The sequence below is a fragment of the Peribacillus frigoritolerans genome (genome assembly GCF_001636405.1).
Lineage (GTDB): Bacteria > Bacillota > Bacilli > Bacillales > DSM-1321 > Peribacillus > Peribacillus frigoritolerans.
On the sequence record NZ_KV440950.1, the window covers coordinates 1,700,004 to 1,717,028 of the forward strand.

General features: G+C 43.4%; 18 protein-coding genes. 15 read left to right on the top strand and 3 right to left on the bottom strand.

Annotated features, from left to right (window positions below; translation table 11 throughout):
* Positions 1-100 precede the first annotated feature (100 nt).
* The 5 genes from A6755_RS08370 (at position 101) to A6755_RS08390 (ending at position 5,406) form a co-directional block, all read left to right on the top strand.
* On the top strand, positions 101-1,339 hold the full coding sequence (locus A6755_RS08370; protein ID WP_063590420.1) for an Nramp family divalent metal transporter: 1,239 nt from the start codon (positions 101-103) through the stop codon (positions 1,337-1,339).
* Between the two features lie 459 nt (positions 1,340-1,798).
* On the top strand, positions 1,799-2,362 hold the full coding sequence (gene thpR, locus A6755_RS08375; protein WP_095679590.1) for an RNA 2',3'-cyclic phosphodiesterase: 564 nt from the start codon (positions 1,799-1,801) through the stop codon (positions 2,360-2,362).
* 36 nt (positions 2,363-2,398) lie between these two features.
* Positions 2,399-3,388, top strand: coding sequence for a hypothetical protein (locus A6755_RS08380; RefSeq protein WP_063590421.1), 990 nt, complete (start codon positions 2,399-2,401; stop codon positions 3,386-3,388).
* Complete coding sequence (locus tag A6755_RS08385) at positions 3,300-4,331, top strand: diacylglycerol/lipid kinase family protein (RefSeq protein ID WP_134402108.1); 1,032 nt, start codon at positions 3,300-3,302, stop codon at positions 4,329-4,331. The genes A6755_RS08380 and A6755_RS08385 overlap by 89 nt, the downstream gene beginning before the upstream one ends.
* Positions 4,332-4,623: 292 nt before the next feature.
* Positions 4,624-5,406, top strand: a complete 783-nt coding sequence (locus A6755_RS08390) for a phosphotransferase family protein (protein ID WP_034311469.1) — start codon at positions 4,624-4,626, stop codon at positions 5,404-5,406.
* Here the strand turns inward: A6755_RS08390 and A6755_RS08395 are convergent, their stop codons facing one another.
* On the bottom strand, positions 5,407-5,682 hold the full coding sequence (locus A6755_RS08395) for a YtzH-like family protein (RefSeq protein WP_063590423.1): 276 nt from the start codon (positions 5,680-5,682) through the stop codon (positions 5,407-5,409).
* A 242-nt stretch (positions 5,683-5,924) separates the two neighbouring features.
* On the opposite strand from A6755_RS08395, the gene trmB reads away from it, so the two are divergent.
* Together trmB and A6755_RS08405 are read left to right on the top strand one after the other, a co-directional pair.
* Positions 5,925-6,563, top strand: coding sequence for a tRNA (guanosine(46)-N7)-methyltransferase TrmB (gene trmB / locus A6755_RS08400; protein WP_034309290.1), 639 nt, complete (start codon positions 5,925-5,927; stop codon positions 6,561-6,563).
* A 128-nt stretch (positions 6,564-6,691) separates the two neighbouring features.
* Positions 6,692-7,537 (top strand): YtnP family quorum-quenching lactonase, encoded by an 846-nt coding sequence (locus A6755_RS08405; RefSeq protein ID WP_063590424.1) that lies wholly within the window; start codon positions 6,692-6,694, stop codon positions 7,535-7,537.
* Between the two features lie 47 nt (positions 7,538-7,584).
* Here A6755_RS08405 and A6755_RS08410 read toward each other — a convergent pair whose 3' ends face one another.
* A complete protein-coding gene (locus A6755_RS08410) occupies positions 7,585-7,902 on the bottom strand; it encodes a PepSY domain-containing protein (RefSeq protein WP_034309283.1) in 318 nt (105 codons plus the stop codon).
* Between the two features lie 176 nt (positions 7,903-8,078).
* Here A6755_RS08410 and A6755_RS08415 point away from each other — a divergent pair, with 176 nt between their 5' ends.
* The 3 genes from A6755_RS08415 to A6755_RS08425 all read left to right on the top strand — a co-directional run bounded on the left by A6755_RS08415 (position 8,079) and on the right by A6755_RS08425 (position 10,740).
* Positions 8,079-9,152, top strand: a complete 1,074-nt coding sequence (locus A6755_RS08415) for a M42 family metallopeptidase (RefSeq protein ID WP_063590425.1) — start codon at positions 8,079-8,081, stop codon at positions 9,150-9,152.
* An 81-nt stretch (positions 9,153-9,233) separates the two neighbouring features.
* On the top strand, positions 9,234-9,755 hold the full coding sequence (locus tag A6755_RS08420; protein WP_063590426.1) for a DUF84 family protein: 522 nt from the start codon (positions 9,234-9,236) through the stop codon (positions 9,753-9,755).
* 115 nt (positions 9,756-9,870) lie between these two features.
* Positions 9,871-10,740, top strand: a complete 870-nt coding sequence (locus A6755_RS08425) for an AraC family transcriptional regulator (protein ID WP_063590427.1) — start codon at positions 9,871-9,873, stop codon at positions 10,738-10,740.
* Positions 10,741-10,862: 122 nt separating this feature from the next.
* On the opposite strand, the gene A6755_RS08430 is transcribed toward A6755_RS08425, so the two are convergent.
* Entirely contained in the window at positions 10,863-11,312 is a 450-nt protein-coding gene (locus A6755_RS08430; RefSeq protein ID WP_063590428.1) for a YtoQ family protein, read from the bottom strand.
* A 123-nt stretch (positions 11,313-11,435) separates the two neighbouring features.
* On the opposite strand from A6755_RS08430, the gene A6755_RS08435 reads away from it, so the two are divergent.
* The 5 genes from A6755_RS08435 (at position 11,436) to A6755_RS08455 (ending at position 16,950) form a co-directional block, all read left to right on the top strand.
* On the top strand, positions 11,436-11,942 hold the full coding sequence (locus A6755_RS08435) for a hypothetical protein (RefSeq protein ID WP_057276738.1): 507 nt from the start codon (positions 11,436-11,438) through the stop codon (positions 11,940-11,942).
* A gap of 110 nt (positions 11,943-12,052) precedes the next feature.
* Positions 12,053-12,364 (top strand): thioredoxin family protein, encoded by a 312-nt coding sequence (locus A6755_RS08440; protein WP_034309264.1) that lies wholly within the window; start codon positions 12,053-12,055, stop codon positions 12,362-12,364.
* Positions 12,365-12,414: 50 nt separating this feature from the next.
* Positions 12,415-13,221 (top strand): DUF1444 domain-containing protein, encoded by an 807-nt coding sequence (locus tag A6755_RS08445; protein WP_063590429.1) that lies wholly within the window; start codon positions 12,415-12,417, stop codon positions 13,219-13,221.
* 132 nt (positions 13,222-13,353) lie between these two features.
* Positions 13,354-13,698: a M20/M25/M40 family metallo-hydrolase gene (locus tag A6755_RS08450; RefSeq protein ID WP_063590430.1), complete on the top strand. Its 345-nt coding sequence runs from the start codon at positions 13,354-13,356 to the stop codon at positions 13,696-13,698.
* A gap of 426 nt (positions 13,699-14,124) precedes the next feature.
* Positions 14,125-16,950 (top strand): DNA translocase FtsK, encoded by a 2,826-nt coding sequence (locus A6755_RS08455; protein ID WP_343929241.1) that lies wholly within the window; start codon positions 14,125-14,127, stop codon positions 16,948-16,950.
* Positions 16,951-17,025: the final 75 nt, after the last annotated feature.

Consider the following 17,025-nt stretch of genomic DNA (forward strand, 5'->3'; position numbering starts at 1 on the left):
TTTTTGACATTTTCAAGAACCAGGAATATACTTGCTAATAACCTAAAAAGTTTACCTATTGCAACAATTTGAGTTGCGTGTAAAAGGAGTAGAAATAGATATGTCCGACGTGTTGCATCAATCTTCTTCGAGAGGAATAAAAAAACTGCTTCCCTATCTGGGGCCTGCATTCATAGCAGCTGTTGCCTATATTGATCCAGGGAATTATGCGACCAATATTACAGCCGGATCTAAATATGGCTATACGTTATTATGGGTTATCTTCGCTTCCAATTTAATGGCTGTGCTAATCCAATCACTATCAGCTAAATTGGGGATAGCCACTGGAAAGAACCTTCCGGAGCTATGCAGGGAAAAATTTTCGAAAAAAACATCTTTCTTATTATGGATTCAGGCTGAAGCCGTTATAATGGCAACCGACCTAGCTGAATTCATAGGAGCCGCACTAGGGATTTATTTACTATTTGACTTACCGTTGATCACATCGGCAATCATAGCAGCGATTGGTTCCTTTGCCATTCTGGAAATCCAGCGCAGGGGTTACCGAACATTCGAAGCTTTGATCACGGTCATGATATTTGTCGTTGTGATCGCTTTTGGCGCTCAAGTTTTTTATGCAAAACCTGACACTTCAGCCGTTGTTTTAGGACTCTTCACTCCAAAATTCGAGGGAGTGGACAGCATTTTACTATCGGCCGGTATGCTTGGAGCCACCGTTATGCCACATGCGATATACCTTCATTCCTCTTTGACTCAAAGAAGGATAGTCGGAGTGAACGATTTGGAAAGAAAAAGGATTTATCGTTTTGAACTAATTGACATTGTCATCGCCATGTTGATTGCAGGTGCAATCAATGCCGCCATGGTCATAGTTTCAGCTGCCCTATTTCATAAGAATGGAGCACTGGTGGAGGATTTGGATGTTGCCTATCAACAATTCGGGGCCATGCTTGGACCATCAGTCGCGATGTTCTTCGGAATAGGATTATTATTTGCCGGTTTATCGAGCTCATCCGTTGGTGTAATGACAGGTGATGTTGTCATGCAAGGATTCATTAAAAGACATATTCCGATTTATTTAAGAAGGGTCATTACTACCTTCCCGCCCCTGCTCATAATATTATGGGGAGTGAATCCATCCAAAGCGCTTGTGATGAGCCAAGTTGTCCTCTCGTTTGGCATCGCGTTTGCCTTAGTGCCATTGATCATGTTTACAAGCAATAAAAAAATCATGGGCAGCCTGGTCAACCATAAAATCACCTCGGTCGCCGCTTGGCTTATAGCTGTACTTATCATTGGGCTGAACTTGTTCCTGCTTTACGAAACAATGTTCAGCTAACATGGGAATGGCAGGGGAGGACCGATTGTTGGTCCTTTAGATTGAAACTCGATAATAATTGAGTCAGGTTTTTAAAATTTGACCGATGATTTCCCCTCCAGGCACTCGCTTTCCGCGGGCGGTCCGGGAGTCTCCTCGGTGCCTATGCACCTGCGGGGTCTCCCTTGGACGCGCTTTCCCCGCAGGAGTCTCGAACACCCGCTCCAATCAACTTTGGATAGTACTCCTTTTGCTCCAGTATTTAGGACCGATTTTTGGTCCTTTTTTGCTGTTTTTTTCGTTAATCTACCCAGCCTGAAAAATACATTCCGGACCTGCGTATGATCCGTCAGGGGCTTTGATCATAGGATGGTAGATTAGGGATATTCCTGTGGAGGGAGTATTTATTAGGAAGCCCAGGAAAAGGTATAGGCAATGGGAGTTATGGTAAAATTAAAGGGAAAACAGGAAGGAATGGAAATGAACATGAATACTCATTTTTTCTTTGCTTTAGTATTGCCTGATGATATTAAGGCCTATTTAAATGCTGTTACGGAACAACTAAAGCCAGACTTTCCATTTAAGAAATGGCTGCATCCAGCCGATTATCATATTACGATGGCATTTTTGGGCAATGCTCCCGATACATTGAAAGAAGATGCTTTGGGGCGTGTGGGAAGCGAGCTTGCCAATGAGGCCTCATTCGGCTTGGAACTGGGCGATATCGGCGGTTTCGGCAAGAGTGATAGTCCAAGGATTCTATGGGCAGGCGTCAAGCAGCAAGAAAGGCTTTTTGCCATTCAAAGGAAAGTCTATAATTCCTGTATCGAAGCGGGTTTTGAACTTGATAAAAAGCCGTTTAAGCCTCATATTACACTGGCAAGAAAATTCGAGGGGGATAATCCCTTTTCGCTGGAGGGCGTTCGCCAGATGGCGAATGTGCAGGATAAGCATTTTGAAGCAGACCAGGTTGCGTTATATCAAACACATCTTGGAGCTTCCCCTTCATACGAGAAGATTTTCACGATAAACCTCCAAAAATAGAAAGATGGGTGGTGGTCGCATGGCACAGCTCATAAGATGCAAGATTATATTTCCCGGTATGAGCAGGATATTTATCGTTATCCTACACAATTTGCGCGGTTGAAAAAACAGCAATGGGATAAATTGGAGGCTGCTTATAATGCGGGCGAGCTAGATCGGTTGTATAGTGAACATACTGAAAGTGAAACACAGGTCAAATTTGATCCTCCTCAGGAAGATTCGAAGCGCCTGTTTAAAAAGGTGAAAGGCATATTCCTTCGGCCAGGTAAACAGGAGTCAGGGGAGGAAGAACTGCCGATGCCGAACCTGATTGAAGATCCTAATGTTTTTTCATTAAGATTTCCGTTCAGGCCGGCCAGTCTCGATGAATTAAAGCAAAATTTTTTAAATCAATTGCTTCGTTTTCAAATGAAATGGGGGAGTTCGACGCTTCGTGAAAAGTCATTTGTGGACCAATCATTCTTTTTGGATGAGAGGCTCCGCTTTTTTCTGCAGCGTTTTCCGGATACGTTTCTCGTATTATACAAACCTATCTTTCTTTTGAAAAATGCGCCTGTTGAGGTCGAAGTCATTTTATTGACCCCTGTTGATGCTTGGTGCATCACGTTTCTGGAAGCGGAAGAGGACGCTGCTTTCATCGGGTCAAGTGAACGATTCTGGGTCCGCAGGCATCATAAGCATCCTGATAAAAAGGTGCTCAATCCTTTGCTTGGTGCAAATCGGATGACGAACATCGTTTCCCAGTTATTTGAGCTATATAGAGTGAACATGCCGATTAAAAAGGTGATTTTATCCCGGAATGGATATGTCGATTATCCCGAAGCCCCTTATGATATTACGATATTGGATAAACGGACCTTCCCGGAATGGTTCGAAAGGATGCGGGCCATATCGTCTCCGCTCAAGGCACAGCAGTTAAAAGGGGCACAGGCTTTGCTTGAATATTGCCAAACTATATCCAGGCTGCGACCTGAATGGGAAGCGGAGTATAACCAAACGGATGGAAATCAGCATGCCGCACCTTAAAGAAACGGTGTATTTCATTGTCAATCCAATGGCAGGAAATGGAGAGAGTTTGAAGGTTTGGAAAAAAGCCGAGAAAATACTGCAATCAAAAGCTGTTCCCCATGAGGTGTTTTTTACACGGGAAAAAGGGCATGCGCTAAGATTGACGAAGGAGATCCTATCAGGGACGAAGCAGGATACCCGGATGATCGCTGTCGGGGGAGATGGCAGGATCAATGAAATGATAAATGGCGACATTGGTTTCCCACACGCTATCATCGGCTCCCTTGCGGCTGGATCCGGCAATGATTATGTAAGGGGCACTCAAAAAACCGAGAGTGTGGAAGAAGCACTTTCTTTATTTCAGGATAATGCCTTTAGTGCCATTGATATCGGACAGTTCGAGACGAATGGTCAGATGGGGTATTTCGTGAACTGCCTGGGAATGGGCATTGATGCTGAAATTTCCGATGAAGCGGACCGTTCCCCTCTGAAAAAATGGTTTAATTTTATCAGAGCGGGTAAATTAATTTATCTGTTCATTTTTATAAAAAAGATAGTGACTTACAAGCCCGGCTGCATGGAATTGATCATTGATGGTGACCGGCATTTTTTGAAAAAGGTTTGGTTCATCGTTATTGCGAACCAGTCCTATTTTGGCGGTGGGATGAAAATTTCACCGATGTCGAAGCTGGATGATGGCAGGTTGAACGTGATTGCGGTCCATGATATTCCTTTGTTGAAATTATTGACCGTCTTCATCACCGTTTTATGGGGCGGTCACCTGAACATTAAAAATGTTGATTCTTTTTCCGGTAAAAAGATAAAAATGAAGAATGAAGGGGCAGTGAAAATCCAGTCTGATGGGGAAATTGTTGGTAGGAACGAAGTAGCTGCAGTGGTTCTGAAAGAGAAATTGCGCGTCATGTTACAGGCTGATAACCGATACAAAAATATGAAATGATTTATTTGTTTTTGTTTTATGCGTATAATCGTTTTATAGTACTTGACGAAGAAACCGTTTTTCAACTAAAATTTAATTTATGGCTATTGTTTAATTGCTCAATAGCTATTTTTTTATTTCTCTAAAATGAGGATGTTTTTAATTGCGGGTATCATCCCGATGCAAGTATATATGCAGCTTCGCCAGCAGGCGGATTTTTTATAAAACATGGACTCAAAGTAGTGGTAATACATACACTAGGTGAACGTACCCACATTTGTATGATTAAGCGAGGAAATCGAAGGTGAACCAGTTGGAACATTTATTAGGTCAGGAGTGGGATATATCCCCTGCTGGAGGAGCTACGGGAGAAGCCTTTATTGCCGAGAAAGAGGGGCAGAAGCTCTTCCTTAAACGAAATTCATCGCCATTTTTAGCTGTTCTTTCAGCTGAGGGCATTGTTCCAAAGTTAATGTGGACAAAACGCCTGGAAAATGGGGATGTAATTACGGCCCAGCATTGGATGGAAGGCAGGGAGCTATCTCAGCAGGAAATGAACAATATAAGAGTCGCAAAGCTGCTTCAAAAAATTCATCAATCCGATCCTTTGTTAAGCATGCTCAAAAGGCTTGGGAAATCCCCTTTACGACCTGAAAGTATACTTACGGACATAGAAACCGGGTTATCTTCGGATGTTACGGACATTCCGATTATCAAACAGGCCATCCATTTTTTACAGAACAATCTCCTGTTGATTGAATGCGACGAAAAAGTCGTCTGTCATTGTGATGTGAACCACAATAATTGGCTCATGACAGAAACGGACGGATTGTTCCTGATTGATTGGGACGGAGCGGTCATTGGCGATCCGGCCATTGACCTCGGCATACTCCTTTATTCATATGTCCCGAGGGAAGAATGGAATCAATGGCTTGCCCGTTACGGCAAGAAGCTTGACGCAGGCCTGGAGATGAGGATGAAATGGCACACGGTTTCACAACTTGTGCTTTCCATCCAATGGCATCATCGCAGGAAGCGGTACGAGGAAAGAAATGAATTACTGCAAAAACTGGAAGCTTTATTGATGGTCAGCTGATCAGAATTGATCTATATCATCCACCCACTGGGACAGGTCGTTCTGGTGGGTTGAAATATGTGCATCTAAATCGGCGGTACCGATGCCCGTCTGACTGTATTCGTAAATCTCCGTCAGTATCGTTTTCACATTGCTGTCAATTTCCATATTGATCATTAAGGATTTGACGAGCCTTTCAACCTGTTCACATTCAGAAACGGATCCGCAGCAGTCTGTTTGATGGTTGGTCAATATATCTTTCAATAGTGAAATTTGGTGTTCATGGGAAAGCGGCATATAATGCCTCTCCTTTCTTAAACATGGATTCAAGGGATTCCCAGGTGGTGCCCGCCTGCCCTTCACTTATTTATGGTGTGTTTTGCTGAAAGTTTTATACATGAAAACTACAGTGACTGTCGCCTGGATGGCCGGCAGTTTTTTTATTTGACCAGTGGGGGTTTCCTGAAAAAATCAACTTGCAGGAATCCATACACTCGTGTTATGGTTTGAACGATTATATTATAAATAGGGGTGTCATCATGCGTTTAAGAAATAAACCTTGGGCTGAAGACCGTTTGAATGATTTTCCACAATATGTAATTCAGCAGCCAGTGAGCCATAAAGGTAAATGGCATGAAGTTTTCGGAAACGATAATCCGTTATATATTGAAGTGGGTACGGGAAAAGGCCGTTTCATCACAGAAATGGCAAAGGCCCATCCCGATGTGAATTTCATTGGAATTGAAGTATATGGAAGCGTCATTGTCGCTGCATTGGACTTGCTGATTGAAGCGGATGTTCCAAATTTAAAGCTGTTGAATGTTGACGCAGCGAACTTAGGGGACTATTTTGCAAAAGGTGACGTGGATCGCGTCTACTTGAATTTCTCTGATCCATGGCCGAAATCACGTCATGCAAAACGCCGATTAACATATAAGACCTTCCTCGAAGTATATGAAGGCATCCTGCCAGACAAAGGCGAGATTCACTTCAAGACGGATAATCAAGGGTTATTCGAATCTTCCTTGAAAAGTATTTCAGAATACGGCATGCTCTTGAAGTTTGTAAGCCTTGATTTGCATAACAGCAGTTTTGAAGGCAACATCATGACTGAATATGAAGAAAAGTTCTCGAGTAAAGGCAATCGGATATACCGATTGGAAGCAATGTTCCAATAAACAACGATCAGAAACCAGGTGCATAGCATCTGGTTTTTTTTTTGTTTATGATTCACGGGGATGCCTTGATTATTATCGATTTCAATATATGGAAGCGGGTGTTAAACTAAAGGCAGAGGAGGGGTAAAATGGAAACGATGCAAATAGGGGAAATAAAATTAACATGGTTGAATGGCGGTGTGACACACTTGGATGGCGGTGCGATGTTCGGTGTTGTACCGAAACCGCTTTGGTCCAAGAAGTATCCCGTTAACGAAAATAACCAAATCGAGTTACGTACGGATCCGATTTTGGTCCAGGCTAATGGATTGAATATGCTTATAGATTCCGGTATTGGCAATGGAAAGATGAATGACAAGCAGAAACGGAATTTTGGGGTGACGGAGGAATCCAATCTTGTCGAAGATCTTGGCAGACTTGGGATTAAGCCAAATGATATCGATTACATTTTAATGACCCATCTACATTTCGATCATGCCTGCGGGTTGACGAAACGTGAAGGTGAAACTTGGGTGCCTGTTTTCGAGCGTGCAGAAATCATAACGACCAAAACGGAATGGGCGGAAATGAAAAACCCGAATATTCGTTCAAAAAGTACATATTGGGCAGAAAACTGGGAGGCTGTCGCTTCTCTTGTACGTCCTTTTGAAGGGGAACGGGAAATTACGGCCGGCATTAAAATGATCCATACCGGGGGGCATAGTGATGGACATGCGATCATCATCATAGAAGATGGCGGGGATAGATTGATCCACATGGCAGATATCATGCCGACGCACGCGCATGCGAATGTCCTCTGGGTCCTCGCTTATGATGATTATCCCATGACTTCCATCGAGGCGAAGGAAAAGTGGATGAAATCCGGACTGGAAAATGGGTCCTGGTATAGCTTTTACCATGATGCCCAATACTGTGCCATCAAATGGGATGCAACGGGTAAGGAGATACTAGCCGAATTGAAACGGAAGCGTTAAAAGGAAAGCAAAAGGAGGACGTCATCTGACGGCCCTCCTTTTTTGTTTCAATCATTTTGAGCATTAAGCTCCAATATCGTTCCTGTCGAAGCATCTGCAACAAATTCGAATTGCTCGCGTTTACCTTCTGTATTTCTGGTGATCCCGCCTTTGTACACTTCATAGTCCAAATCGTTTTTTGTATAGTTCTCCGGCTTCATCAAGATCCATGAGCCATATATATTTCCGTCCTTTTTGACTGTTTCCTTCACTTGGGCCAAGACTTTATCGGGAGAAGGTTTACTTGATTGATCCAATAATTGTTTTGCTGCATAGCCAGCAGCAAACCCGGCTGCAGTACCTAGTAAAAACGTTTTCCAATTCATTGATTTCTCCTCCATTGCATTTTATAAAATCACTTCTTCTAGTATACAGAAGAACGCTTTATTTGACTAATAATTTGAAATTTTACCCATAAACTGATAAATTAGAACTTTCTAGTGTAACATGATGCTAAGTTTTGTAAAATAGAAAGAAACAATACATAGTTAGGGGTAGAAAAATGAATCATGAGACTTTGGAGCTTTTTAAAACATTGACGGAATTACCGGGAGCCTCGGGAAATGAACATGCAGTTCGGAGTTTCATGAAGAGTGAGTTGCAAAAGTATTCGGACGAAATCGTCCAAGATCGCCTCGGCGGAATATTTGGCGTAAAAAGAGGCAATGAGGATGGGCCGACCGTCCTGGTTGCCGGGCACATGGATGAAGTGGGATTCATGGTCACATCCGTAACAGAAAATGGAATGATTCGCTTTCAGACCCTAGGAGGCTGGTGGAGCCAAGTGCTTTTGGCCCAAAGAGTCGAGATCATAACCGATAACGGTCCGGTCATTGGTGTCATCGGTTCGATTCCGCCCCATTTGCTTGATGAGTCGCAACGCTCAAAACCAATGGATATCAAAAATATGCTGATTGATATTGGGGCGGATGATAAGGAAGATGTGAAGAGAATCGGTATTAAGCCCGGTCAGCAGATTGTCCCGATTTGTCCATTCACGCCAATGGCCAATGAGAAGAAAATCCTAGCAAAAGCGTGGGATAATCGTTATGGCTGCGGACTTGCGATTGAATTGTTAAAAGATTTAAAAGGTGAAACGCTGCCGAATGTCTTATATTCCGGGGCAACCGTCCAGGAGGAAGTGGGATTACGAGGTGCGCAAACTGCAGCTCATATGATCAAACCGGATCTTTTCTTTGCTTTGGATGCAAGTCCGGCGAACGATATGTCCGGCAGTAAAAATGAATTTGGCCAGTTGGGAAAAGGGGCACTGCTCCGCATTTTTGATCGTTCGATGGTTACGCATCGCGGCATGAGGGAATTCATCCTTGATACGGCCGAGTCGAATGAGATTCCGTATCAATATTTCGTTTCCCAGGGCGGCACGGATGCAGGGCAAGTCCATATTGCAAACGAAGGCATTCCAAGCGGGGTGATCGGCATTTGTTCCCGCTATATTCATACACATGCATCCATGATTCATATTGATGATTATGCCGCTGCCCGTGAACTGATTGGGAAATTGGTTCGTTCCTGTGATAAAACGACATTCGAGACCTTGATAAAAAACGGTTGATGGAAGAAGCTGGAATGGAAAGGGATGCTGTCATGAATCCTTTTCCATCAGCTTTTTTTACATAGAAGGAAGGTAATTATATTGAAAATAGCAGTAGGCAGTAAGAATCCGGCGAAAGTAAGTGCCGTGCTTGGTGTATATGAAGATGCTGAAATCATTTCGCTTCAAGTGGAGAGCGGGGTCCCGGAACAGCCTTTTTCAGACGAGGAAACGATGGAGGGGGCCATGACACGTGCCCGGAATTGCTTGATACACAGTGATGCCGATATGGGTATCGGACTTGAAGGCGGTGTCGTGAAAATGGGACAAGCCCTGTTTCTGTGTAATTGGGGTGCAATGGCCACGAGGGACGGTGAGGTTTTTGTAGCTGCCGGAGCGAGAATCCCGGTTCCGGGAATCGTTGCCGGGAAGGTGCTGGACGGTGAAGAGTTGGGCCCGGTGATGGACGCCTTCACAAAGCAAGAGAATATTAGCAAAAAGGAAGGGGCGATCGGCGTATTTACAAATGAGCGAATCACGAGGGGCGATATGTTCCTTCACATCATGAGGATGCTAGCCGGTCAACACGAATATAAACTGAAAATGAGAAAGCACGATTTATGAATCACTGTCATGGAAAGGCGTCTTCGAATGGAAACGAACACTGCCAAAACTGAGCAGAATAAGACAGGGTTTTATTGAGCGGTCTTGCTACTATAGTGACAAGGGGTGAGCGGATATGGGGTGGGTTGAATCAATCCAAAAGGCCATCGACTATATCGAGGAGCACTTATTGGAGGACCTTACGATCGAGAGCATTTCCAGGCAGGCGAATGCCTCGGCTTTTCATTTTCAACGGACCTTCACCATTTTAACGGATATATCCATTGGTGAATATATCCGGCGTCGAAGACTGACTTTAGCTGCCCAGGAGATATCATCCACAAATGGCAAGGTCATTGATTTAGCCTACAAGTACGGCTATGACACCCCCGAGGCATTCTCAAAAGCTTTTCGAAGGCAGCATGGGGTATCTCCAAGCGAAGCGCGAAAGTATATGGGAAAGCTGAAATTCTATGAACGCCTGATGATACAGGTCATTCTGAAAGGGGCAAAACCGGTGAAATACAATATCCTTGAAAGGGATTCCTTTCAATTGATTGGAATCAAGCAAGAGTTTTCCTTGGTTAATGAAGAGAATTTGATTGGGATTCCAAAGTTGTGGGAGAAAGTCAATTCGAATGGAACAGGAGATAGGTTAGCGAAGTTGAACAATGGCCAAATAAATGGCTTGCTTGGTGTATGTGTCGATAAGCGTAATGTGGGAAAAAGTGAAACGATGGATTATTGGATAGGTGCAGAGTATGCCGGGAAAGTGCCTGAAGAGTTTTCGACCCTTACGATACCGGCTTCCAAGTGGGTTGTATTTGAAGTTCACGGACCTATGCCTGATAGCATGCAACAAGCTTGGAAGCGGATTTTTTCCGAATGGTTCCCTACGAGCGGTCATGAACATGCCGGAACTCCTGAATTGGAAGTATACGACAATGCGGATGCTTCAAATCCTGACTATTACTCCGAAATTTGGATTCCGATTAAAAAGGGATAATATTCAACCATCAAAATCATTCGTTATTCGCTTGCAGGGGTTAGGCATCTAATTTGCCCCTGCAAGCTTTTTTATTTGTAAATATGAAATGATCAGCCCTTCATGGTTAAGGGCAGGGAGATTTACAGCCCGTCTTCAAAAATATAGGAAAGCACCTTCATGGCTTGGTTCACGGATTCGACCGTGACACTCGCCTTTTCCGATAATTCCTTTAAGGCATGGTGATGGGTTTCCGGGCGAATCAAAATAAGCGGTTTTCCCAGGGCAATGGCGGTGCTTGCGTCCATGGCAGTATTCCACTGCTTATATTTCTCGCCAAACAGAGCGACGACAAGATCGGCTTTTTTCATCAAAAGACCTGTCCGTATATTATTGATTTGGGAAGCGGCTGCATCCTTCAGGATAGGATTCGGCTGTTCCCCGAGGACATCTTCACCGATATTATCGGAGCGTTCATGATTTTCCATCGGGCCGAGGAATTCTAATGGAAGCTTCAGAGCAGCGGCCTTATCTCTCAACTCACTTCTCCAATTTGAATGGATTTCCCCAGCAAGATAAACGGTTAACTTCATTGTTTTCCTCCTCGATATTAAAATTGCTTTCATTGTACCATGTTTTTTAGAAAATGGATGAATTCCATAAATAAGGATAATATTATCCATAAGATAGTAAAAGAGACGGCTGGAGGAATGACGATGGCTTTATCGAATAAGAATTTCCTTGTTATCCTGTTGATAAGCAGTTTGATCGTAGGCTGCTCAGGGATCGAGAGACAAACCGAAAAGGCAATGAAGGCTGCTGAAGTGGCTTTTCGTGACGATGAAAAACAGCCCAATCAAGAGGCAGGGCTAATTCAGGTCCATCTGCCCAAGGATTTTAAAGTAGTGGAAGAACATGATAATAACTTGATTTTACAAAAAGGTGATCAGATTTATATATTATTTGTCAATCCAAATGAAAAAGAAGACAGTTCCGTGTTATATTTGGCGATTAAGGAACAAGAGGATCAATTTGAAGTGCTGCATTCTTTTCAAACTGATGATAAATTCGGCTTTATTTCAATTAAAGAAATACCGAAAGAAAAGTATGAGCTTGCAGTGGGGATCGGCGGGGTGAAACTGACAACGGAAACGGATAAAGACCAATTAAAAACCGATGCAAAACAAATGATGGAAATCGTTTCATCCGTGCCCCAGAGATAAGCTGAACCCTGCCTTTCAACCGATCCGTATTAATGGTTGATTCGGGGAGAGTCTGGTATGATGGGATTATAAAAAATTAAGGTGTCATTTAGAGCAGGAGGAATATTCAAATGGAAAAGTTACAAACCGTCGAGCAATATGATGCATTGAAAAATGAAGGCAAACATATCTTTCTTTTTTCCGCTACATGGTGTGGAGATTGCCGTGTAATCGAACCGATAATGCCGGAGATAGAAACGAAATTTCCTGATTTTACATTCATTTATGTGGACCGTGATGAATTCATCGATGTGTGTGCGGCTAATGATGTATTCGGTATACCAAGTTTCATCGCCTATGATAATGGTAAAGAGCTAGGCAGATTCGTGAGCAAGGATCGCAAAACGCAAGAACAAATTGAGGAATTCATTCAATCACTATAATCATAATCCCCTTCTCGCTGGGGATTTTTCAATGAAGAGGAGGGTCAGTCATGAAAATGGACAGCACTAAGCTGAAAAATATTTTGAAGGAACGTTTAAAAGATGAGAGTCGGACATTCAAATTCGATAGCAAGCAAGATACGTTACGGGTGGAAAATGTGAAGACCGGGAAAGGGATCACCATCGAGTTGCCTCCTGTACTTGCTAACTATGAAAACGTACGGGAAAAGGCCATCGATGAAATTATTTATTACGTGGAAGAGGCCCTGAATGTGATGGGGGGAGAACACAGCATGGAAGGCAAGGAGAAATTCATTTTCCCAGTCATCCGCTCGACCTCCTTTCCAATGGAATCGGAAGACGGAAATCCGTTTTTATTCGATGAGCATACAGCTGAAACCCGGATTTTTTATGCCCTTGATTTAGGTAAAACCTACCGTCTTATAGATGAAAAGATGATTCAACGGGAAAACTGGCAGGGTGACAGGATCCGTGAAATTGCCCTTTTTAATGCCCGTTCGCTCTCCACTGAAATGAAGTCGGATATCGTTGCAGGTAATGCATTTTATTTTTTGAACACGAATGATGGATATGATGCCAGCAGGATCCTGAATGAATCATGGCTTCGGGAGATGAAGGACAAGGTCGAGGGAACCATGGCTGTGGCCATTCCCCATCAGGATGTCATCATCATTGCCGATGTGAAGAATGATACGGGCTATGATATTCTGGCGCAAATGGCGATGAGCTTCTTTGCCAGCGGTCATGTTCCGATTACGGCTCTATCATTCCTTTACGAAGAAAATGAGTTGGAGCCCATCTTCATTATGGGTAAAAACAAAAAGCGTGAACAATAATATAGGGAATCACAAAAGGACCGTGCCAGCATCTGGCAGCGGTCCTTTTAAAGTTTGATAGAGTTTATAACTCTCTTGTAGTTGATATTTATTTTTTAATCGGTGATAATATAATTGTAATATTTTGAAAATATGGATAAAACATTCGATGTTCAGTGCGAACTTACATATGTGCCCGATTATCCTCCACTATATAATGACCCTGAACTGACTGAATTCGTGAAAAATAGCCTGGAAAGCATGAATGACAAAGAGATTAAGAAGGTAGTCGAATTTCCGGTTTTATCAGGTTCAGAAGATTTTTCGTATTATGCAGAAAAGATACCAGGCTGCTTCTTTTACATTGGCTGTAAACCGAAAGGGGTGGAGAAGGCATATTTCAATCACCATCCTAAATTCGACATTGATGAAGATGCCCTTTTGATCGCTTCCAAATCAGTGGCGCAGGTTGTTTGCCGTTTTTATGAATGGAACTAGTCCTTTGGTCTTCGTTTGCAAAAAAAACGGAGAAACCCACAAAACACCGTTCGGTATTAACGAACGGTGTTTTATGGGTTGCGACAGGCAATAGGATTCTGCCGGAGGTTTCATGAAGGATGATGCAATGAATTGGCCAGTCTGTTTTCAAGTCAGCATAAAAAACTTAATCTCTTTGTAAACGCGATTTAACAGCTGTGTTTTATTTAAATAGTAGACTAGGGGCTAATGTTATTTCGTGATGATAGGTTTAAACCCATTGCAGAAGGGGTTTAATAGGGTAGGAGTTCTGCGAAATACGTTAAGGTAGCAAGAATGTGATAAAAAAGTAGATACTAATCCCAATTTAGCTTAAATTTTCTCGATATTTTTAAAATAACTGGTAGAATTAGTTACATAACTACAGATGTAGAAAGAGTGATAGTTTTGAAATGGCTAAATAAGATGAAAAAATGGTTCCAAGCAGAGGAAATTATTGAAATCGAAGAGATTATTATAGATGAACCGCTTGATGAAGAGACATTGAGGAAAATGGATTTTTCGAAGCTTACGAAGTCAAAGAAAGAAGAAATAAAGGTTTACAATCAAAAAGTGGAAAAAATGTCCCAGACGCCAGACCCGGATACGAAAATCCTGTTTCAATATCCAAAAGGCCAGTTCAAGTTTCCGCTCATTCCAGACCGGGAGCAGAATAAAAGAAAACCTAGGGAAAGAAATAGGGAAGACAACGAACCCAAACAGGGGAAGAATGTGACTAAAGAAACAACGAGAAGGCCTGTAAGGGATCCTGAACCAAAACGGAGAAGCCTTGACCGGGAGGAAAATTCAAAAATAGTCCCGTCAAATACTCCATTCCGCCCAACGGAAATCCCATCACCGATTTACGGGTTCCGTCGTCCGGAAAAAAAAATAGTCCCTTCTGAAGAAATTGTCGAATATGAATTGGAAAGCAAAATGCCCATCTTTAAAAAAGAAGAACCCGCTATCGAGATTCCGGTATCGATCCCTGAAATCTCAAAAGATGCGTCACATGAGGAAATGACGGCAAAACCCGCCATTCTTATACCGGAACAAGCGGAAAAAAAAAGGGAAGATACGGAGATACCCGCTTTCTTTCGTAGAAATTCCATTGAGTCATTGCCAGAAGAAACGGTAAGCGAGCCTAACATAATTGAGCCTGAGGTAGAAAAAGAGGCTATTGAACAGGACCAAGTCGATTTTGGACGCGAAGTCGCCGTATCCATCATGGAACAGGCGGACGACACACGGCCTGAAGCGATATCGGTTCATGCGGAGGCTGCTGTACAATCAAATCAACCATTCGTTAGTCAAGAGACAATGCCTGAAAGTGACTCATCTGAGGCAATACCTGAAGTGCAGCCTAAAAGTCCGAAAAAACATATTCCATTTAATGTGATGATGCTTAAGCAAGATCGGGAAAAAAATGGCTTCATGAATAAAATGATGCCGGAAAAAAAAAGCCTTAATCCGGAAAGGGCAGTAGTTTCACCTGATAAACGAGCAATGGATGATGCTGCCCAAACGGAGGCAGGACAAGCGGAACCATCCGCTATTCCCGAACGGAAACCGGAGGAAGGCAGAGTTATGCCGAAAGAGGAGACTCGGGACATTACATCTGCCTTTTTGGACACCAAAACCGCCGGCGGGCCTGAAAATGCAGGTGAATCCGTTATTGGTTCCGACCCTAAGCCGCTTCTAGAACAGGAATCCCCCATTTCTGGAGATGGGTATCAAGAAGCGGTATTAACAGAAACAGCGGAAAGTGGCCAGGGCAATGCCCTTGAAGTTTTTGGTTCCGTGGAAGCGGATGATAATCCATACTATGTGTTTCCGAATATCGAATTGCTGACACCTCCCACTTATGCTGTGCATGATGATGAGTGGCTCGGGGAACAGACTGTATTACTTGATCAGACATTGAAAAATTTCAATGTCCGTGCAAAGGTCGTCAATGTCACCCAAGGACCGGCAGTCACTCGTTTCGAGGTGCATCCGGAGCCGGGAGTGAAGGTTAATAAAGTGACGAACCTGATGGATGACATCAAATTAAGCCTTGCTGCCCAGGATATGAGGATGGAAGCGCCCATTCCGGGTAAACATACAATCGGCATCGAGATTCCGAACAGGAAAAGCAAACCGGTATTTTTGCGTGAGGTTTTGGAAAGTACTGAGTTTCAAGAGCATGAATCACCGCTTGCCGTGGCTTTAGGCCTCGATATATCCGGTCAGCCGATCATCACGGATTTGAGAAAGATGCCGCATGGTTTGATAGCCGGGCAAACGGGGTCGGGGAAAAGTGTCTGTATCAACACCATGCTGGTCAGCTTGCTGTATAAAGCGACGCCGCAGGAGCTGAAATTACTGTTGATCGATCCGAAAATGGTCGAGCTAGCCCCATATAACCGGATCCCGCATTTGGTCAGTCCAGTCATAACCGATGTAAAAGCCGCTACGGCTGCGTTAAAATGGGCTGTAGAGGAGATGGAACGGCGTTATGAATTGTTTGTACATGCCGGTGTACGTGATATCACCCGCTTTAATGAACAAGCGGAAAAAGCCGGTCAATATTCAAGCAAGCTGCCTTATATCCTGGTGATCATCGATGAGCTTGCAGATCTAATGATGATGTCCCCGGCTGATGTAGAGGAAGCGATTTGCCGGATTGCTCAAAAGGCCCGTGCCTGCGGCATCCATTTGATTGTAGCCACTCAAAGACCTTCAGTCGATGTCATAACTGGATTGATCAAGGCAAATATCCCGACAAGGATCGCTTTTTCGGTTTCTTCTCAAGTGGACTCCCGTACAATCATCGATAGCGGCGGTGCAGAAAAACTTTTGGGAAGAGGAGATATGTTATTCGCTGAAAACGGCTCTTCAAAAACGGTGCGCCTGCAAGGGACTTTCGTGAGTGATGAAGAAATCGATCAAGTGGTCAACCATGTTAAACGGGAGCAACAGCCGAAATACCTGTTTGAACAGGAAGACTTGCTGAACAGGGCCCAGGTCACGGAAGAAGCGGATGAACTGTTTTTCGAGGCATGTGAATTTGTCGTGAGCCAGCAGGCCGCATCCGCGTCGAGCGTCCAACGGCGTTTCCGTGTCGGATATAACCGTGCATCGCGTCTAATAGAAATGATGGAGCAACAGGGGGTCGTTTCCGAATCCAGGGGCTCAAGGCCCAGGGATGTATTGATTACGCAAGAAGAGCTGGAATTTTTACATGTTAATTAAGAGAACCTAATAAAAGGAAATTGTATATAATGTGAAAGGGTGAAAACCCTTTTTTATCACCTTAATTGAGGGAAA